Origin of the sequence: Sphingomonas plantiphila, assembly GCF_046000505.1 — a bacterium.
In the GTDB taxonomy this organism is placed as follows: Bacteria; Pseudomonadota; Alphaproteobacteria; order Sphingomonadales; family Sphingomonadaceae; genus Sphingomonas; species Sphingomonas plantiphila.
On record NZ_JBELQC010000001.1, the window covers coordinates 1,830,839 to 1,848,448 of the forward strand.

The window sequence follows — 17,610 nt, forward strand, 5'->3', positions numbered from 1 at the left end:
ATCAGCCGAGCGAGCTGTCGATGCCTTTGCAGGCGACCAGCAGTTCCTTGACCGCGTCGACCGAGACCTGGAGGTTGGCCTTGGCCTCGTCGTCCAGTTCGATTTCCACGACCTGTTCGACGCCGCCGGCGCCGATGATCACGGGCACGCCGACATAGAGGTCGTCGACGCCATATTGGCCGGTCAGGTGCGCGGCGCAGGGCAGCAGGCGCTTCTGGTCATACAGATACGCCTCGGCCATCGCGATGCCACTGGTGGCGGGGGCGTAGAAGGCCGAACCGGTCTTGAGCAGGCCGACGATCTCGCCCCCGCCCGAACGGGTGCGCGCGACGATCGCGTCGATCCGTTCCTTGGTCGAACGGCCCATCTTGATGAGGTCGGGGATCGGGATGCCCGCGACGGTCGAATATTCGACCACCGGGACCATGGTGTCGCCATGGCCGCCAAGGACGAAGCTGTTCACTTCCTTGACCGACACCTGGAATTCCTCGGCGAGAAAGTGGCTGAAGCGCGCGCTGTCGAGCACGCCGGCCATGCCGACGACCTTCTGGTGCGGGAGCCCCGAGAATTCGCGCAGCGCCCACACCATCGCGTCAAGCGGGTTGGTGATGCAGATGACGAAGGCGTCGGGCGCGTTGGCAGCGATTCCTTCGCCGACGGCCTTCATGACCTTCAGGTTGATGCCGAGCAGGTCGTCGCGGCTCATGCCAGGCTTGCGGGCGACGCCGGCGGTGACAATGATGACGTCCGCGCCTGCAATATCGGCATAGTCGTTGCTGCCGGTGATCTTGGCATCAAAGCCTTCGACCGGGCCGCACTGGCTGAGGTCCAGCGCCTTCCCCTGGGGAACGCCCTCGACCACGTCGAACAGGACGATGTCGCCCAGTCCCTTGAGTGCAGCGAGATGGGCAAGCGTTCCGCCGATATTGCCGGCGCCGATAAGGGCGATCTTCTTGCGGGCCAAATGAGCCTCCCTGAACATGCGTTGGGCGGCCGGTCCTACTCATTGGCCGCAGGGACGCCCGGCGCCTTAGGCCCATTATAGAGACGGGGCAACCGGGGAATCGCCGGTGTCAAGGAAATCTTTGCGGTTGCGAATTAGTTGCAATAACCCGCCTGGATGCCGTCAGGTTGCGCTGCCGTGCCCCTGTGCCAGATAGTCCTCCGACTGCATCTCCATTAGCCGCGACACCGTCCGCTCGAACTCGAACTTGCCATCGCCCTCGGCATAAAGATCGATCGGCGCGGCGTCGGCCATCGCGAGCAGCTTGACCTTGTGCTCGTACAGCGCGTCGATCAGCGTGACGAAGCGGGCGGCTTCGTTACGGTTCTCCGGCCCCAGGCGAGGGATGCCGACCAGGATGACGGTGTGATAGCGGCGCGCGATGGCGAGATAGTCCGACGCGCCGCGCGCCTCGCCGCACAGCCGCTTGAACGAGAAGACCGCGACGCCCTTGAGCGCCTTGGGCACGTGCAGCATCCGGCCCTGTACCGCGAGGTCCTCCGACGGCACATGATCGCGATCCTCGACCGAGAAGTCGGTGAGGCGGAAGAAGGCGGCGGAGAGGGTGGCGGTGTTCGCCGGGCTGTTGGGAACGAGCCACATGTCCATCGTCCCGAGCCGGTCGCGGCGATAGTCGGTCGGGCCGTTCAGCGGCAGGACGTCGAGCTTGTCCTTCAGCAGCGCGATAAACGGCAGGAAGCTATCGCGCTGAAGCCCGTCCTTGTAGAGATCATCCGGAGGGCGGTTCGACGTCGCCACGACAGTCAGCCCCTCGTCCATCATCGCGGTGAACAGGCGGCTGAGGATCATCGCGTCGGCGGTGTTGTTGATCACCATCTCGTCAAACGCGAGCAGGCGGAGATTCTCGGCGAGCGCCTTCGCCACCGGCGGGATCGGGTCGCCCGCTTCCTTCTTGCGCTCTTCGGCGATGCGGGCGTGCACCTCGATCATGAATTCGTGGAAGTGGACGCGGCGCTTGCGCTCGATCTTCACCGTCGCGAACAGCAGGTCCATCAGCATCGACTTGCCGCGCCCGACGCCGCCCCACATGTACACGCCGCGCGGCGCTTCGGGCGCACGGCGGGCGAGGCGCCACAGCACGCTGCCCTTGCGCGGTCCCTGTTCGAGTTCGAGCGCGAGATGGTCGAGCCGACGCGCGGCAGCGGCCTGATCGGCATCGGGGCGCAACTCGCCAGCGTTCACCAGCGACTGATATTTTTCGAGGACGCGCGTCATGTTTTCGGCGGGGAGGATTTGCGAACGGTGCCCGAGAAGCTCGCGAGGATGGTCTCGTCCTGCTTCACGAGTCCGCGCATGAACAGCATCCGGCCGGTCTCGCGCAGCACCTCCACCTCGGCGATGATGGGCTCGCCGATCCGGCTGGTACCGATGAATTGCGCCGAGAGGTCCACGGTCACCGCGCCGCCCGCGGACAGCATGCCGAACGCGCGCGCCGCCCCGAACAGCGCCACGTCCATAAAGCCGAGCAGCGCGCCGCCATGGGTCGAATCGCGCAGGTTCGAATGTTCCCGTCCGGGCACCATGCGAACCAGCGCCTTGTCACCATCGACGCGGGTCAGGAGCGGGCCGAGAAACGCGTTGAACCGTGTCGGGTCGCGCAGTTCCCAGCGCATCCACCCGGGATGATCGGGATCGGCGAAATAGGCGAAATGCGGATCGGAATCGGTCAAGTTGGTGGTCCGACCGGTCAGACGACTCGTTCGGCTTCCATCTTCTTGATCTCCGCGATCGCTTTGGCCGGGCTCAGCCCCTTGGGGCAGACGTTCGCGCAGTTCATGATCGTGTGGCAGCGATAGAGACGGAACGGGTCTTCCAGCTCGTCTAGCCGCTCGCCGGTCGCCTCGTCGCGGCTGTCGGCCAGCCAGCGATAGGCCTGGAGCAGGATCGCCGGGCCGAGGAAGCGGTCGCTGTTCCACCAGTAGCTCGGGCAGCTGGTCGAGCAGCAGGCGCACAGGATGCACTCGTACAGCCCATCGAGCTTGTCGCGCTCGGCTGGCGACTGCAGCCGCTCCTTGCCCGATGGCGGTGGGGTCACGGTCTTCAGCCAGGGCTGAATCGAGGCGTACTGCGCGTAGAAATGGGTGAAGTCGGGGACCAGATCCTTGATCACGTCCATCGCGGGAAGCGGGGTGATCTTGATCTCGCCCTTGATGTCCTCGATCGCGGTGGTGCAGGCGAGGCCGTTCTTGCCATCCATGTTCATCGAGCACGACCCGCAAATGCCTTCGCGGCACGAACGGCGGAAGGTCAGGCTCGGGTCGATTTCCGACTTGATCTTGATCAGTGCGTCCAGGACCATCGGGCCGCAATCGTCGAGATCGATGGTGAACTTGTCGTAGCGCGGGTTCTGGCCCGAATCCGGGTCGTAGCGATAGATGGTGAAGGTGCGCGCGTTCTTCGCGCCTTCGGGCGCGGGATGGGTCGTGCCCTTCTTGATCTTGCTGTTCTTGGGAAGGACAAAATCGGCCATCTTCAACCCCGTGACTGTTCGGTCGGCATGGCTAGGCGGTTCGCGCGCCACGCCGGATTGCGGGTCAAATACATAACCGCCGCCCTGGCTGCAAATGGAAGCAGCGCGGCAGTGTCCTCAGGATGCGGCGGTAGCGGGCGCGGAGCAAATACCCGCATTGGCCAGCACCGTATCGAGCAGGCCCGGAAAGCGTGCGTCGAACTCCTTGCGGCGCAGCGTGTTGAGGTAATCGCGGCCGTTCTGCACCGTTTCGATCAGCCCCGCCGCTCGCAGAATCTTGAGGTGATTTGAGCGCGTGCTTTTGGGCACTTCGCATTCCGGGGCCGTCGCCGCGCAGTTCATCGTCTCGGCCCCGGCAAGCCGCGCGACCATGGCCAGCCGCATCGGATCCGAAAGCGCATGCAGCGCCGCCGACAGGGGCACGTCTTCGAGACGGGGGTGGAGAAAGCTGCTCATCGAAATGCAAATATAGGCATTTGCGAAAAGTTTAATAGTTCGGGATGATTGAACTATCATGCGATGCTTCCTAGCTTCGGGGCTCGCCGGACTGCCCGGCACAGCAAAGGAACATCACATGAGCAATCGACTGAACGGCAAGCGCGCACTGGTAACCGGTGGTTCGCGGGGGATCGGCGCCGGAATCGCGCGGCGGCTGGCGGCGGAGGGCGCGGACGTCGCGATCACCTATGCCGCGAGCAGGGACAAGGCCGATGCGATCGTGCGCGAGATCGAATCGGCCGGGCGCAAGGGCTATGCGATCCAGGCCAATGCGGCCGATGCGGAGGCGCAGCAGGCAGGCGTCAACGCCGCGATCGACGCGCTTGGCGGGCTCGATCTGCTCGTCCACAATGCCGGTGTCGCCAATATGCTGCCGATCGGCGAAGGAACGCTGGAGGATTTTCGCCACCAGTTCGGGACCAATGTCGAGGGGGTCTTTGCCGGGACGCTGGCGGCCGCATCGCGGATCAGCGACGGGGGTGGCATCGTGGTGATCGGCAGCAACGCGTCGCACTGGACGCCGATGCCGGGCTTTGCGGTCTATAACGCGACCAAGGCGGCGGTTGCGCTCCTCGTGCAGGGCTGGGCGCGCGATCTGGCGCCGCGGGGCATTCGCGTCAACGCGGTGCAACCCGGCCCGATCGATACCGACATGAACCCGGCCGACGGCGATCTGGCCAAGGCGTTCATGGAGCGCATCCCGCTGGGCCGTTATGGCACGGCCGACGAGATCGGCGCGCTGGTCGCGTTTCTGGCGAGCGATGACGCGTCGTTCATCACTGGCGCGCGGATCGATATCGATGGCGGACTTTCGCTGTAACCAAGGATCATGGGAGAGGGGCTGCCCCTCTCCCAATTTCGATTGCGCTTACGCCGCGAGCGGTGGAGCAGCGCGGCCGCCCCAGTCGAGGTTGCGCGTGAGGTACATCACCGCCGCCAGCGCCGCGAACAGCAACAGCGACCCGATCAGCAGCGAATAGGCTTCGAGGCTGAGCAGGATGTAGAGCACGCCATAGAGCGCGACGAGCAATCCGGCGATGAACCCCGCGCGGTGCCGACTGCCGAGCACTGCAGCGCTGTAGGCGGTCAACAGCGCGATCACTCCGCCCGCCGCGACGATATACGCAGGAGTAAAGCCGATTACCTCGGCAAAGGCGAGGAGCAGAACGAAGAACAGCACCAGCCCTGCGCCGACCAGCAGATATTCGACCACCGACACCCGTACGCTCGCGACGACATCAAACAGCAGGAACGCCATGAAGGTGAACCCGATGAACAGGAATCCGTACTTCACGCTGCGATTGACTTGCGCATAGAGGTCGACCGGCTGGATCAGGCCGACCTGCGCCTCCGCGACGAGCCGAACTTCCTGCGTGCGGGGGTCAGCCTCAGAACCGGATGTGCCGACCAGGGTCATGCCGAGCGCAAGGTTCGAAATCCTGTAGGTCGCGGAAAAGCCGTCGGCGGTTACGTTGCGGCTTTCCGGGAGAAATCCGCCGGTGAAACTGGGATGCTGCCACGGCGAGGTGACGCTCCAGCGCGTCGCCCCCGCACGCGGTGCCAGCGAGACCACCGAATGCCCGCGCAGCGCATATGCGAACCGGGCGGTCACGACTCCGTCACGCAGCCGGGCTGCGTCGAAGCTGGCGAAAAATCCCGATCCATTCGTAGCGGCGGGTCCGTTGCCGGGCTGTGCCGGGACAGCGCGGCCATCGATCGCGATGCGGTTGACGGGTTTCAGCCCGCGCGGATCGGCGACGCCGAAGCGCAGTTCCGCCTTGTCGAACTCGAGTCTGGCGATGTCGACGATCCGTGCAGTGTCGGCGGGCAGGCGGAAGGTTGCGGCGCCGCTGATGTCGGCATCATAGACCACGGCCTCATAAATCGATCGCGACCGCCGCTCGGGTTTTATCTTGGTGTCGAGGTCGAGCGTCGCCGGGGCGAGGAAGAGTTCGCGGCGCTGGACCGAGGTCCGCGTCATCGGCCTGCCGTTTTCCTGAACCGTCCGGGACACCTCTTCCTGATAGGGAATGACGATCAGCGGCCCTGCGAGGATCTGGGGTCCGCCCCATCCCTCGGCGATGCTGCTCCGCGCCGTCTCCGACTGGTTCTGACGGTCGTAAACGAGTAAATAAACGGTGAAGACGGGAATGGTGAGCACCGCCGCGACGAGCAGCGAAAGCAGCAATTTCATTCCGGGCGAACGGTCGGACGCGAGCAACTCCATGATGGTCTCCTGTTGGTGAGCGCCCGGCGTAGCGCGCACCTGCAGGGAAGATCATGAGAAGCGTGTGAGCTTATTCTGAGCGGTCAGATGACGTCGAGCACCAGGCCGAGGTCGCGCGCCTCTTCCGCCTCGATATACCAGTTCTCCGGTGCGCGGCGGCGCACCTCTTCGAAGTCGATCTTCGATCCAGCGACGAGGTCGCGGAACCCCTCTTCCTCGATCCGGATCGAATGTTCGATCTCGTGCAGCTTGGCCTTGAGCGTCGCGGTGAGCGTCTTGAGCGGGCCAGACAGGTGAATGTCTGAGGTCAACAGCCGCTCATGCACCATGATGCGGGAGCCGCGCGTGAGGAAGCGCTTGTCGGCCGGGAATGCCGCCATGAAGGTCGCCCCGGCGGAATAGATTGCGACCTTGCCGAGGAACAGCAGCTCGCGTCCCTGATATTCCCGGATCAGGCGCACCTCGTCGCCCATCAGTCGCGCGACCTCCGGATCGCCGCCCAAGGTCGAAATGGCGATGACAAGCGTGCCATCGGCCGGCGCGGCCGCGATCTGGTCGCGGAAGCTGTGGTACATAGCCTGGTCCACCGGACCGGACAGATGGACATGCGGGCTGGCGAGCAGCGGATAGCGTGTGGCGTCGGTCATGCCGCGCGTAACCGGTCGCGCCGCGTTAGGTTCCCGTTGCACGCGTCGCACGGCGTCGCGAATCCCGACCGCGACAAGCAGCAGGCCGAGCAGCAACGCCAGAGCGAGCAGGAATGGAACCAGCATCGCCGCGACAACCCGCGACGGACGGAAAGGATCAGCGCAGCGCCTTGAGGCTGTCGATCGACGGCTTTCCGACCGGCTGGGTCGCACTTTTCGGCATCCGCGCCTCGAGCGGGGCGAGCCAGTCCCGCACATCGACGCCCATGCTCTGTTGGGGCAGCGATGGCTTGAGCTTGCCCTGCCGCTCCCATGTCGCGATCTGCGCGACTGCCTCGGTCACCGCCGCGCCGAGCGGCTGAGGCTTGCGCAGCGCACGATTGATCAGCGCGTCGCCGAAAAAGGTCCAGTCGTTCTCGGCCAGGCAGCCGAAGGATGAACGATCGGATGCCGCCGCGCTGACGATCGCGGTCTGCGGGCCGGACAGGACGGGGACGAAGACGCCCGAGTAGCAAGCGCTGACGATCAGCAAGCGTCGGTGGATGCCATGCGCCTCGAGCAGTGCGGCAAGCCGGCGCGGGGAGATCGCGCCATAGCCTTCATCGCCGTCATGATAGACGATGCCGAACGGCGCCCCGTGGCTGGTGGTGTAGAGGATCAGCACGTCCTCCGCCGGGTCCATCACTTCGGCGATGCGCGCGAGAGCGATCTCGACATTCGCGGGCGATCCGAACGGGAGCGTGCTGGGCCCTGCTCCGTCGCTGCCCGCCAGGGTGAGCATGCGGCCGGCGCCGTCATAGCGGCGCGCAAGGACCTGAGCGGCCTCGCGCGCTTCGCGACCGAATACCGGATCGCTGTCGAGCGCGACCGACAGAATATAGGCGTCGACCACCCCCTTGCGCTGGGGAGCGAGCGTGGCGAGCGCGCGGATAAGGCGGCGATGCTCGGCCAGCGCATGGGAGGCGGGGCGGTCACGCTCGACCTGCGTACCGCCATCAGCCTGCTGCACCACCTCGTACGGGGTCGCGCGCGTGAATGCCGGGGGCGGGTCGGCGGTATGCTGGGGCGGGGAATAGGGCGGCTGCTGTGCGGACGCGGGGATAAGCGCGAACAGCGCAACGGCCAGTGGCAGGATCGAACGCATCAAATCACCCCCTGCGCGCCAAGGTGCGGGCAGGGGGTGATTCCGTCAAGCTGTCGCGATCACCGACTGGGGCCCCGGGGCCCGGTCTGGCGGATCAGTACACCCGCTTCTTCGGCTTGATATACTCGACCTCGTCGGTAAGCGTGTAGTCGTGGACCGGACGGTAGTCGATCGCCACCGCGCCGCCCTTGCCGCCCCAGCCATCGAATGTCGTTACGGTGTGCTTCATCCAGTTGGCGTCATCGCGCTCCGGGAAGTCCTCATGCATATGAGCGCCGCGCGATTCCTTGCGGTTGTCGGCGCTGCGGATCGTGACGACCGCCTGGCTGATCAGGTTGTCGAGCTCGAGCGTCTCGATCAGGTCGGTGTTCCAGATCAGCGAGCGGTCGCTGACGTCGATGTCCTCCATCCGCTTGTACACCTGATCCATATGCTGAACGCCTTCGGCCAGCAGGGCGGTGTCCCTGAACACGGCCGCGTGGCGCTGCATCGTTCGCTGCATATCAGCGCGGATCTGGGCGGTGGGCGATCCGCCCTTGGCATTGCGGAAATGGTCGAGGCGGGTGAGCGCGAACTCTTCCGAACCCTTTGGCAGCGGGGAGTGCGACGTGTTGGGCTTGAGCAACTCCTTGAGTCGCAGACCCGTGGCGCGTCCGAACACGACCAGATCGATCAGGCTGTTCGAGCCGAGGCGGTTGGCGCCATGGACGCTCACGCAGGCTGCTTCGCCCACTGCGAACAGGCCGGGCACGACGGTATCCGGGTTGCCGTCCTTGTTGATGACGACTTCGCCATGATAGTTGGTCGGCACGCCGCCCATATTGTAGTGGACGGTCGGAACCACCGGCAGCGGCTTCTTGGTCAGGTCGACGCCGGCGAAGATCTTCCCGGTCTCGGTGATGCCCGGCAGGCGCTGGGCCAGCACCTCGGCGGGAACATGGTCGAGGTGAAGGAAGATATGGTCCTTCTCCTTGCCGACGCCGCGCCCCTCGCGAATTTCCATCGCCATCGAGCGCGCGACGACGTCGCGGCTGGCAAGGTCCTTGGCCGAAGGGGCATAGCGCTCCATGAAGCGCTCACCCTCGGAATTGGTGAGGTAGCCGCCTTCGCCGCGCGCGCCTTCGGTGATCAGCACGCCCGCGCCGTAGATTCCGGTCGGGTGGAACTGGACGAACTCCATGTCCTGCAACGCGATTCCCGCGCGCAGCGCCATGCCGTTACCGTCGCCGGTGCAGGTGTGCGCGCTGGTCGCCGACTGATAGACGCGCCCGCCGCCGCCGGTCGCCAGCACCACGGCGTGGCTGCGGAAGCGGTGGATGCTGCCATCTTCCATGCACATCGCGATCACGCCACGGCACGCGCCGTTCTCCATGATCAGGTCGAGTGCGAAATATTCGATGAAGAAGTCCGCGTCGTACTTCAACGACTGCTGGTACAGCGCGTGCAACATCGCGTGGCCGGTGCGGTCGGCGGCGGCGCAGGTGCGCTGCACGGGCGGGCCCTCGCCCATATTCTGCATATGGCCGCCGAACGGACGCTGATAGATCGTGCCGTTTTCATTGCGGCTGAACGGCACGCCGGCATGCTCCAGCTCGATCACTGCGGCCGGCGCCTCGCGCACCATATATTCGATCGCGTCCTGATCGCCCAGCCAGTCCGACCCCTTGACGGTGTCGAACATGTGCCAGGTCCAGTGATCGGGCGAATTATTGCCGAGCGAGGCGGCGATGCCGCCCTGCGCCGCGACGGTGTGCGACCGGGTGGGGAACACCTTGGTGATGCAGGCGGTCTTCAGGCCCGCCTCGGCGCAGCCCATCGTCGCGCGCAGTCCCGAACCGCCCGCGCCGACGACGACGGCGTCATAGCTGTGGTCGATGATCTTGTAGGCAGCGGACATCAGGCGGGCGCTCCGGTGGTGGTGGCGGTGAAGGCGACCTTGAGGATCGAGAAGATCGCGAACGTTCCGGCGGCGAGGGTGAAATAGTTGAGTAGCGTCAGCAGCACGATGCGCGTCTCGTCATGCTGATAATCCTCGATCACCACCTGCAGGCCGAGGCGGAAGTGATAGAAGACGCTGAATACCAGCAGGATCATCGGTACGGCGGCGATCGGCGCCGACAGCCACGCCTGCACGGTCTCGTACCCAAGGTTGGGCAGTCGAACGAGGCTGACGATCAACCACAGCATCAGGATCAGGTTCGACCCGGCGGTCAACCGCTGATGCACCCAGTGGTGCGTGCCTTCATGTGCGGAGCCGAGGCCGCGGACGCGGCCGATGCTGGTACCGTTGCCCATTACTTCTTCTCCGCCGCAATCGGGGTTTCGGTCTTCGGTGCCTTGGCCAGGTCGCCATAGACGATCCAGCCCCACAGCAACGCCGTCAGCACGACCGAGACGACCATCGTCAGCACCGCAAAGCTCTTGTTCGCCTTGAGTTCGAACGCCGCGCCTGCATCCATCACGAAATGGCGGATGCCGGTCATCATGTGCTGGAAGAAGCTGAGCGTCAGGCCGATGCCGAGGACATAGCCGATGACATTGGGCGCGCCGCTTTCGACGGTCAGGCAGTCGAGGAATTTTGCATAGGCATCCGGCCCCGACGCGAGCGCGCCCAGCCACCACAGGAAAACGCCGACACCGACGGTGGCCATCCCGCTGCCCGTCACGCGGTGAAGGATCGACACCAGCATGTGCGGCCCCCATTTCCAGACCTGGAGATGGGGTGAAAGCGGACGATTGATATTGCGCGCCGTGGCCAAGGCTTGGCTCCCTGTTCGGTTTGCCGCCTCATTAGACGGCGCGGCGAGCGATGCAAGTATCGACGCGAGCCATGGCTAACCGCGCTTTAACTTCTGACTCTTAGTGTTTGGCAATCAGACCGGGGGTGAGGTGTGCCGTCCGGATCGGACTGGGGGATATGGATTCGTGAGCGGATCGAGCAAACAATTGCCGGCGCCGGGCAGCGTCAGCCCGATGATTGATCTTCGGGAACGGCTGCGCCTGTTCGACCTGACCGAGGCCGACCTGGCCCTGGCGCACAAGCTGTGGCTTACGATCGAGCCCGAGGCGTCGGCGATCTCGAAGGCGCATTGGGAGCAATGGGGCCGCTTCTACGGTGACCAGCAGACCTTCGCCCAGCATGATCATGATCGCATGATCGAGCTGGGTATCGCCTATCTGCGCAACCGCTACACCAATCTCGCCGGTCTGGACTGGGTGCAGTCGGCCGAGCGCACCGTGGCCGCCGCCTATGCCCAGGGCGTGTCGCTGACCGCCATCCTGTCGATGACCGATGCCGGCGGCCGCGTGACGCTCCAGATCCTCAATCGGCGGATGGAGACCGGATCGAGCGAACTGGCCGAGATGGTCGATCTCCTGTTCCGCCTCCGCTCGTTCGAATGCGAGGTCTATACCGCGCTCTATTCCGCCTATTTCGAGTATAATGCGCGCAGCGAGCGCGACCGTCTTGCTAGCCAATTCCGCGATTCGATCGGCACGACCGTTGAGCGCGCATCCACTGAAGGCGAATCCTTGCGCGCACAGGCAACGCATACGTCGAGCGCGGCGCGCGGAATGCTGGGCAAGGCGAGCGAAGTTGCGGCAGCGGCCGAGCAGTCCGCCGTCGCGATGCGCGAGGCGGCGCACACCGCCGCCGGTCTGATCCGCGCGATCGAGGACGCACGCACCGAAGTCGAGGTTGCGGCCGATGTCGCGACCCGGGCATCGGCACAGGCGGGCGAGGCGGTAGCGATGAGCGAGATGCTTTCCGATCATGCCAAGTCGATCGAATCGATCCTGGGCCTGATCCGCGATATTGCCGGCCAGACGAATTTGCTGGCGCTCAACGCCACGATCGAGGCGGCGCGGGCGGGCGATGCCGGTCGCGGCTTTGCGGTGGTGGCGCAGGAGGTGAAGAGCCTCGCCAACCAGACCGCGCGCGCGACCGACGATATCGCTGCCAAGATCGCCGCGATCCAGTCCGCCACGCGCGGCACGGTCGAAACCAATGCGTCGATCCGCAACACCGTTCAGGAAGTCCAGGCCAGCGCAAACCGCATCCGCGGGGCGATGGAGGTACAGGCGCAGACCGTTACCGCGATCACCGCGGCAGTCGACGAGACCGCGCTGGCGGCGGATTCGATGTCCGCTACGATCGGCGCGATCCGCGAGGATACCGAAAGCGTCGCCAGCGACATCGAGCGGGTCGGGCAGGGCTTTGCCGTACTCGACAAGGAATTGGGCGTACTCAAGAACAGCGCGGGCGAATTCGTCGCAAAAGTCGCTGCATGATGGAGGGGATTGATGGCCGGAGCGAAGGAGCTCGGGCAGTGGAGCGGCGACAGCCGCCCCGTTGCCGAGCGTATCCGCGATTATGACTGGGACGGCACGATCGCAGAGGGATGCGCCCAGATCGCAGAACTGATCGCGGACGACTTCGAAACCATCGCACGTGCGTTCTGGGAATATTATCTCACGCTGCCCAGCACCGCGCATGTCCGCACGTTCTTCGTTGGCGCCCGCCTTGAGGAGCAGGTCGCGCTCAGCACGCGCTACACTTTCGTCAAATATGCGCGCCCCTTCGACAGCGAATGGGTCGAGATGGCGATGAAGCATGCCGACGACACGCATCGCGCGCGCATTCCACTGCGCGCCTTGCTGTCCGGGTTCGCCTTTGCCCATGCCCGAACGTTCGAGGTGCTGCGCAATCGCCTGCCGGACGACATCGCGACGTTTCGGCGGCTGAGCGATGTCGCGACGCGCATGGCCATGCTGGAAGCCGATTTCATGGCCTCGCAACTGGGCGTACGCGATGCGGAACTCGCACGCCGCGAGCGTTCACAGCGTGCCGATCGGTTTCGCGCGGATATCGCCGGAACGATCGAGGTGACCAACGCGCTCGGCACCCAGGTGCGCGAGCAGGCGCGCGGCGCTGCCGGATCGGCACGCGGCATGCTGGACAAGACGCACGAGGTCGCGGCCGCTGCCGAACAATCGGCCGTCGCGATGCGGGAGGCGGCACATACCGCCGCCGGCCTGATCCGGGCGATCGACGATGCGCGGACCGAAGTCGAGGTCGCAGCAGGTGTCGCGACGCGCGCGTCGGCGCAGGCGGATGAGGCGGTGGCGGTGAGCGGCACCCTTTCCGATCACGCCAAGTCGATCGAATCGATCCTCGGCCTGATCCGGGACATCGCCGGACAGACGAACCTGCTGGCACTCAATGCGACGATCGAGGCGGCACGCGCGGGCGATGCCGGGCGCGGCTTCGCGGTGGTCGCGCAGGAAGTGAAGAGCCTCGCCAACCAGACTGCGCGCGCGACCGACGATATCGCCGCGAAGATCGCCGCGATCCAGTCCGCTACCCAGCAAACCGTCACCACCAACGCGTCGATCCGGTCGACGGTGGAAGAAGTGCAGGCCAGTGCCGACCGGATTCGCGAAGCGATGGAGATCCAGTCGCAGACCGTGACGGCGATCACCGCCGCCGTCGACGAAACCGCGCTGGCGGCCGATTCGATGTCGGCCACGATCGGCGCGATCCGTGAGGACAGCGCCGCCGTGGCGGACGAAATCGACACGCTGGAAACCGCCTTTGGGGAGATCGACCAGCGGCTGGGCAAGCTGAGCGACGCGGCGGGGAGCTTTTCGGCATCGGTCGCGGCGTGAACGCTACCGTGGTGGGGTGACGGATCGCGACCGACCTTCTAGTCGGGCCGCATGACGATCCATATTCTAGTGACCGGCGCCAGCCGGGGCATCGGCGCGGCGATCCTTGCCGCCTTCGGTTCGGACGATGTGCGCGCGGTGGGGCAGGGGACGCAGAGCGGCATTCCCGCCGACTTCACCGATCCCGGCGCCCCCGCCGCATTGTGGCAGGCGGCACTCGACCAGCTCGACGGGCGGATCGACGTGCTGGTCAACAATGCCGGAATTTTCGAAGCCGCCCCGATCGACCTGGATGACGATTCCTGGCTCGCTGCGTGGGAGCGGACGATGCAGGTAAACTTGACCGCCTCGGCGCAGCTGAGCCGCTTTGCCGTCCGCCACTGGCAGGAGCGCAAAGAGGGCGGCCGCCTGATCAACATCGCCAGCCGCGCCGCCTATCGCGGCGACAGCCCTGCGCACTGGCATTATGCCGCGTCGAAGGCGGGCATGATCGGCATGACCAAGAGCATCGCGCGCGGCTATGCGCGCGAGACTATCCTCGCCTTCGCCATCTGCCCGGGCTTCACCATGACCGGCATGGCCGACGACTATCTGGCGAGCCGCGGCGGCGACAAGCTGCTCGCCGACATCCCGCTCGGCCGCGTCGCGATGCCGGACGAGGTGGCGACGATGGCCCGCTTCTGCGCGCTGGAGGCTCCGGCTTCGATGACCGGCGCGGTGCTCGACGTGAACGGCGCGAGCTACGTACGATGACGGAAGGGGCGATGGCGGAGGGGACGACCACGCAGCGCGGATGGTTTGGTCGCGCTCTGATCTGGGTCTTTGCGGCCGTTGGGCTCCTCGCGGCGATCGCGGTGATCGGGCTCGCCATGATGATCGCTGGGATCGGCGAATGGGAGCGACCGCGCCGGGACGCGCCGGTGGCGGTAAAGGGCCAGAAGTCTCCTTTTTCAGTTCAGGATATCCGCGACGTGCGGGGAACCGGACTGATCCAGCTGGCGATCGGAATCCCGGGCCGAGTCAGCCCGGGCGCATCGTCGTCGGGTCGCTACGACTTCGACCACCGCAATCTGATCCTGCTCGACAAGGCAACGGGCGCGAGCCGCAAGCTGCTTCCGGACAATGGCCGCAGTATCATGGAATTTCGCTTCTTGCCCGCAGTCGCCGCAGTCGATGGCGCGCAGCGGCAGGGTGAGGAATATGTGGTGGAGGACCCCGATGAGCCGGATGGCAAGAGCGCGCCGCCTGCAGCCTATTATGTCCTCGCCGTAGCTCAGGCCGACCGGACAAAGCAGGACGTCTTGGTGGGGAATATCGCGGACGGCCGTCAGGCATTTCTGCTTAAAGATATCGATGGCATCGACCGGATGTGGATGCTGACGCCCACGCGGCTGGCGATGGTGGTGCGCGAGGGAATGGCGGTTCACTACAAGGTGATCGACGTGCCGGCGCTGAAGATCGTCCTCGCGCGGCCGGTGGAGATCGGCTGATGACCAGCTGGAAACTCACCCTGCCCTGCACGCGCGACGAGGCGGAGGCGATTGATTTCGAGGGGGCGGAGCTGATCGGCATCGATCCCGCGCCGGTTTTGCTGACCAGCGAGACGATCCCCGACGATCCTCTCGCCTGGCAGCTGGAAGCCTATTTCGAGGCCAGGCCGGGCAAGGCCGACATCGCTGCGGTCCGCACGCTGGTGCCGAGTGCGGCGAAGGCGAAGGAAGTGGTAGAGCAGATTCCCGACGAGGACTGGGTGACGCTGAGTCAGCAGGGCATCGCGCCGGTTCATGCCGGGCGCTTCTATGTCCACACCTCGACCAATCGCGGCACCGTGCCGCCGGGCGCGACGACATTCCAGATCGAGGCGAGCCGCGCCTTCGGCACCGGCACGCACGAGACGACCGCCGGATGCCTGCGCACGCTCGACGCGATGCGCGGGCGGGGCGAGCGGGTGCATAATCTGGTCGATATCGGCACCGGGACCGGGCTGCTCGCCTTTGCCGCGATGCACCTGTGGCCGCGCGCCTATGCGACCGCATCGGACATCGATCCGGTCGCGGTCGACGTGACGGCGGAGAATGCCGCGATCAACGGCGTGGCACTGGGGGTGCGGCAGGGACAGCTCGCGCTCGCCGCCGCGGCGGGGCTGGAGCATCCCTTGCTGATCGGCCGGGCGCCCTATGATCTCGTCATCGCCAACGTCCTCGCGGGGCCATTGATCGAGCTCGCGCCGAGCATCAGCGCGGCGCTGGCGGAAGGCGGAACGCTGATCCTTGCCGGCCTGCTCGACACGCAGGCGGAGCGCGTCGCCAACGCCTATCGCCGCCACGGCCTGCGGTTGGCGGGTAAAACCCCGATGGGCGACTGGCCGACGCTGCGGCTGCGCAAGCGCACCCGGCATGGCTGGCACCGCGCGACGCGCCCGGGGCCGGACGGGCAGGGGCTGGCACCCGGCTTCGGGAGCTGGTGAACCGTCAGGGCTTGGTGATCGTCACCGTGCCATAGGTGAAGAAGGCCATCGCCTTGCCCACCGGTGCGCGATAGGCGCCGGTCGCGCCAGCCAGATGCGCCGCCAGTGCGGTGAATTGCCAGCAATCCGCCTCGGTCGTCTCGATCTTGCGCGTCGTCAGCGCGGCCAGCCCCTGGGTTTCGCCGAACGCGCGCACCAGCTTCGCATGGTCGCGCACCGGTTCGGGGGCGGAGGGATGATCCCATCCCCACAGGAAGCTATTGTCGGTGGTCAGGAAGGTGCCGATGAACTGGACCGGCGCGGTGATTACCCAGCCCTTCGGATTGCGGAACTCGATTTCGCCCTTGTCCAGATCGACCGACCAGGACGCCTCGTCCGCCTGCCAGGCGCCGACATGGGCTTGGGTCTTGAGTCTCAGCTCCTCCGACGCCCGCTCGAAGACGGCGTCGATCCCGGCATCGTCCATCCGCGTGGGATAGTGCCGCCCGTCGGCGCGCGCGACGCCGGGGCGGGACAGCATCAGCGCCGCCGCCGCCGCCAGCACCGTGCGTCGCCCGACATTACCGATCGCGGCTCCGTGCATAGTCCTGGGTCCCCCGTGTGATCACCCGATCCCCCTCGACGATCGCTGCGATCGGGATATCGGGCTGTGCCAGGATCTCGTCGTAGAGCGGCGCGAAGTCGGTCTCGACGGTCACGCGCAGCAGTTCGTCGTAGCTCGGGATGACGAAATAGTTCTGCTGGAAATCGTCGATGCGATAGTCGGTTCGCATCACGCGCTTGAGGTCGAAGCCGATTCGGTTGGGGCTGTCGCTGTCGAGCGCGAAGCGGCTCTCGCCCGAGCTGGACACGATTCCCGCGCCATAGATGCGCAGATCGCCGTCCTCCTCGATCAGCCCGAACTCGACCGTGTACCAATAAAGGCGCGACAGCTGCTTCAACGCGCCATGTTCGAGCGCGCGCAGCCCGCCGCGGCCATAGGCCTCCATATAATCCGCGAACACCGGATCGGCGAGCAGCGGCACATGGCCGAACACGTCGTGGAACACGTCGGGTTCCTGCAGGTAATCGAGCTGGTCGGCGCGGCGGATAAAGTTGCCCGCGACGAAGCGGCGATTGGCCATATGGTCGAAGAACACGTCGTCGGGGACGAGGCCCGGCACCGCCACGACCTGCCACCCGGTCGCCTTCATGAGCCGCTCGGACAGCTCCTCGAAATTCGGGATGCCGGATTCGGACAGCTTGAGCAGGTCGAGCCCGCGCAGGAACGCCCTGGATGCGCGGCCGGGCAGCAGCTTGATCTGCCGTTCGTACAGCGTGTCCCACACCGCATGTTCCTCACGGGTGAAGGCTTCCCAATTCTGGGGGATGGTCCAGTCGGTTGCGGCCCCCTCGGGAGGGCGGTCGAGAACGTGGGATTCACTCATCATGCCGCCAGCATAGCATGCAGGCGCGGCACGCGGAAC

The 17,610-nt window shown here is 65.7% G+C and carries 19 protein-coding genes; 6 read left to right on the forward strand and 13 right to left on the reverse strand.

The features are described from left to right. Position 1 precedes the first annotated feature (1 nt). The 5 genes from mdh to ABS767_RS08745 all read right to left on the reverse strand — a co-directional run bounded on the left by mdh (position 2) and on the right by ABS767_RS08745 (position 3,950). Positions 2-964 carry a malate dehydrogenase gene (gene mdh, locus ABS767_RS08725; RefSeq protein WP_408077960.1) on the reverse strand — a complete coding sequence of 321 codons (963 nt, stop codon included), beginning with the start codon at positions 962-964 and terminating at the stop codon, positions 2-4. A 162-nt stretch (positions 965-1,126) separates the two neighbouring features. Then, entirely contained in the window at positions 1,127-2,239 is a 1,113-nt protein-coding gene (zapE, locus tag ABS767_RS08730) for a cell division protein ZapE (RefSeq protein WP_408077961.1), read from the reverse strand. Further along, on the reverse strand, positions 2,236-2,694 hold the full coding sequence (locus ABS767_RS08735; protein ID WP_408077962.1) for a PaaI family thioesterase: 459 nt from the start codon (positions 2,692-2,694) through the stop codon (positions 2,236-2,238). Before ABS767_RS08735 ends, zapE begins: the two co-directional genes overlap by 4 nt. A gap of 17 nt (positions 2,695-2,711) precedes the next feature. Continuing rightward, positions 2,712-3,494 (reverse strand): succinate dehydrogenase iron-sulfur subunit, encoded by a 783-nt coding sequence (locus tag ABS767_RS08740; RefSeq protein ID WP_408077963.1) that lies wholly within the window; start codon positions 3,492-3,494, stop codon positions 2,712-2,714. Between the two features lie 117 nt (positions 3,495-3,611). After that, the gene (locus ABS767_RS08745) at positions 3,612-3,950 is read right to left on the reverse strand and encodes an ArsR/SmtB family transcription factor (protein ID WP_408077964.1); all 339 of its coding nucleotides are present in this window, start codon (positions 3,948-3,950) and stop codon (positions 3,612-3,614) included. 118 nt (positions 3,951-4,068) lie between these two features. Here ABS767_RS08745 and ABS767_RS08750 point away from each other — a divergent pair, with 118 nt between their 5' ends. Then, positions 4,069-4,812, forward strand: coding sequence for an SDR family NAD(P)-dependent oxidoreductase (locus tag ABS767_RS08750; protein ID WP_408077965.1), 744 nt, complete (start codon positions 4,069-4,071; stop codon positions 4,810-4,812). A 48-nt stretch (positions 4,813-4,860) separates the two neighbouring features. Here ABS767_RS08750 and creD read toward each other — a convergent pair whose 3' ends face one another. The 6 genes from creD to sdhC form a co-directional block, all read right to left on the reverse strand. Then, on the reverse strand, positions 4,861-6,219 hold the full coding sequence (gene creD / locus ABS767_RS08755) for a cell envelope integrity protein CreD (protein ID WP_408077966.1): 1,359 nt from the start codon (positions 6,217-6,219) through the stop codon (positions 4,861-4,863). A gap of 83 nt (positions 6,220-6,302) precedes the next feature. After that, positions 6,303-6,866: an ATP-dependent Clp protease proteolytic subunit gene (locus ABS767_RS08760; protein WP_408078676.1), complete on the reverse strand. Its 564-nt coding sequence runs from the start codon at positions 6,864-6,866 to the stop codon at positions 6,303-6,305. A 157-nt stretch (positions 6,867-7,023) separates the two neighbouring features. Continuing rightward, positions 7,024-8,010: a C13 family peptidase gene (locus ABS767_RS08765; protein WP_408077967.1), complete on the reverse strand. Its 987-nt coding sequence runs from the start codon at positions 8,008-8,010 to the stop codon at positions 7,024-7,026. Between the two features lie 94 nt (positions 8,011-8,104). After that, on the reverse strand, positions 8,105-9,907 hold the full coding sequence (gene sdhA, locus ABS767_RS08770) for a succinate dehydrogenase flavoprotein subunit (RefSeq protein WP_408077968.1): 1,803 nt from the start codon (positions 9,905-9,907) through the stop codon (positions 8,105-8,107). After that, complete coding sequence (gene sdhD, locus ABS767_RS08775; protein ID WP_408077969.1) at positions 9,907-10,305, reverse strand: succinate dehydrogenase, hydrophobic membrane anchor protein; 399 nt, start codon at positions 10,303-10,305, stop codon at positions 9,907-9,909. The genes sdhA and sdhD overlap by 1 nt, the downstream gene beginning before the upstream one ends. Beyond that, a complete protein-coding gene (sdhC, locus tag ABS767_RS08780) occupies positions 10,305-10,769 on the reverse strand; it encodes a succinate dehydrogenase, cytochrome b556 subunit (protein WP_408077970.1) in 465 nt (154 codons plus the stop codon). The genes sdhD and sdhC overlap by 1 nt, the downstream gene beginning before the upstream one ends. Positions 10,770-10,983: 214 nt before the next feature. Between sdhC and ABS767_RS08785 the strand changes: the two genes are divergently transcribed. From ABS767_RS08785 to ABS767_RS08805, 5 genes are read left to right on the forward strand one after another with little or no spacing between them, the layout of a single operon-like run. Further along, the gene (locus tag ABS767_RS08785; protein WP_408077971.1) at positions 10,984-12,300 is read left to right on the forward strand and encodes a methyl-accepting chemotaxis protein; all 1,317 of its coding nucleotides are present in this window, start codon (positions 10,984-10,986) and stop codon (positions 12,298-12,300) included. 12 nt (positions 12,301-12,312) lie between these two features. Continuing rightward, positions 12,313-13,677, forward strand: a complete 1,365-nt coding sequence (locus ABS767_RS08790) for a methyl-accepting chemotaxis protein (protein WP_408077972.1) — start codon at positions 12,313-12,315, stop codon at positions 13,675-13,677. A 51-nt stretch (positions 13,678-13,728) separates the two neighbouring features. Continuing rightward, positions 13,729-14,430 (forward strand): SDR family NAD(P)-dependent oxidoreductase, encoded by a 702-nt coding sequence (locus tag ABS767_RS08795; protein WP_408077973.1) that lies wholly within the window; start codon positions 13,729-13,731, stop codon positions 14,428-14,430. A gap of 11 nt (positions 14,431-14,441) precedes the next feature. Beyond that, entirely contained in the window at positions 14,442-15,167 is a 726-nt protein-coding gene (locus ABS767_RS08800; protein ID WP_408077974.1) for a hypothetical protein, read from the forward strand. Further along, a complete protein-coding gene (locus ABS767_RS08805; RefSeq protein WP_408077975.1) occupies positions 15,167-16,144 on the forward strand; it encodes a 50S ribosomal protein L11 methyltransferase in 978 nt (325 codons plus the stop codon). Before ABS767_RS08800 ends, ABS767_RS08805 begins: the two co-directional genes overlap by 1 nt. Before the next feature lie 4 nt (positions 16,145-16,148). Here ABS767_RS08805 and ABS767_RS08810 read toward each other — a convergent pair whose 3' ends face one another. Both ABS767_RS08810 and phhA read right to left on the reverse strand, forming a co-directional pair. Further along, positions 16,149-16,727 carry a DUF6882 domain-containing protein gene (locus ABS767_RS08810; RefSeq protein ID WP_408077976.1) on the reverse strand — a complete coding sequence of 193 codons (579 nt, stop codon included), beginning with the start codon at positions 16,725-16,727 and terminating at the stop codon, positions 16,149-16,151. Continuing rightward, a complete protein-coding gene (gene phhA / locus ABS767_RS08815; protein WP_408077977.1) occupies positions 16,705-17,574 on the reverse strand; it encodes a phenylalanine 4-monooxygenase in 870 nt (289 codons plus the stop codon). The genes ABS767_RS08810 and phhA overlap by 23 nt, the downstream gene beginning before the upstream one ends. Between the last annotated feature and the right edge of the window lie 36 nt (positions 17,575-17,610).

Bases quoted from the DNA above. Each gene is read 5' to 3' on its own strand.
- sdhA (WP_408077968.1), bottom strand. From the start codon at position 9,907: ATGTCCGCTGCCTACAAGATCATCGACCACAGCTATGACGCCGTCGTC.
- creD (WP_408077966.1), bottom strand. From the start codon at position 6,219: ATGGAGTTGCTCGCGTCCGACCGTTCGCCCGGAATGAAATTGCTGCTT.
- phhA (WP_408077977.1), bottom strand. From the start codon at position 17,574: ATGATGAGTGAATCCCACGTTCTCGACCGCCCTCCCGAGGGGGCCGCA.
- ABS767_RS08790 (WP_408077972.1), top strand. From the start codon at position 12,313: ATGGCCGGAGCGAAGGAGCTCGGGCAGTGGAGCGGCGACAGCCGCCCC.
- ABS767_RS08750 (WP_408077965.1), top strand. From the start codon at position 4,069: ATGAGCAATCGACTGAACGGCAAGCGCGCACTGGTAACCGGTGGTTCG.
- ABS767_RS08760 (WP_408078676.1), bottom strand. From the start codon at position 6,866: ATGACCGACGCCACACGCTATCCGCTGCTCGCCAGCCCGCATGTCCAT.
- ABS767_RS08805 (WP_408077975.1), top strand. From the start codon at position 15,167: ATGACCAGCTGGAAACTCACCCTGCCCTGCACGCGCGACGAGGCGGAG.
- ABS767_RS08740 (WP_408077963.1), bottom strand. From the start codon at position 3,494: ATGGCCGATTTTGTCCTTCCCAAGAACAGCAAGATCAAGAAGGGCACG.
- zapE (WP_408077961.1), bottom strand. From the start codon at position 2,239: ATGACGCGCGTCCTCGAAAAATATCAGTCGCTGGTGAACGCTGGCGAG.
- ABS767_RS08745 (WP_408077964.1), bottom strand. From the start codon at position 3,950: ATGAGCAGCTTTCTCCACCCCCGTCTCGAAGACGTGCCCCTGTCGGCG.
- ABS767_RS08795 (WP_408077973.1), top strand. From the start codon at position 13,729: ATGACGATCCATATTCTAGTGACCGGCGCCAGCCGGGGCATCGGCGCG.
- ABS767_RS08800 (WP_408077974.1), top strand. From the start codon at position 14,442: ATGGCGGAGGGGACGACCACGCAGCGCGGATGGTTTGGTCGCGCTCTG.
- sdhD (WP_408077969.1), bottom strand. From the start codon at position 10,305: ATGGGCAACGGTACCAGCATCGGCCGCGTCCGCGGCCTCGGCTCCGCA.
- ABS767_RS08785 (WP_408077971.1), top strand. From the start codon at position 10,984: ATGATTGATCTTCGGGAACGGCTGCGCCTGTTCGACCTGACCGAGGCC.
- ABS767_RS08765 (WP_408077967.1), bottom strand. From the start codon at position 8,010: ATGCGTTCGATCCTGCCACTGGCCGTTGCGCTGTTCGCGCTTATCCCC.
- ABS767_RS08810 (WP_408077976.1), bottom strand. From the start codon at position 16,727: ATGCACGGAGCCGCGATCGGTAATGTCGGGCGACGCACGGTGCTGGCG.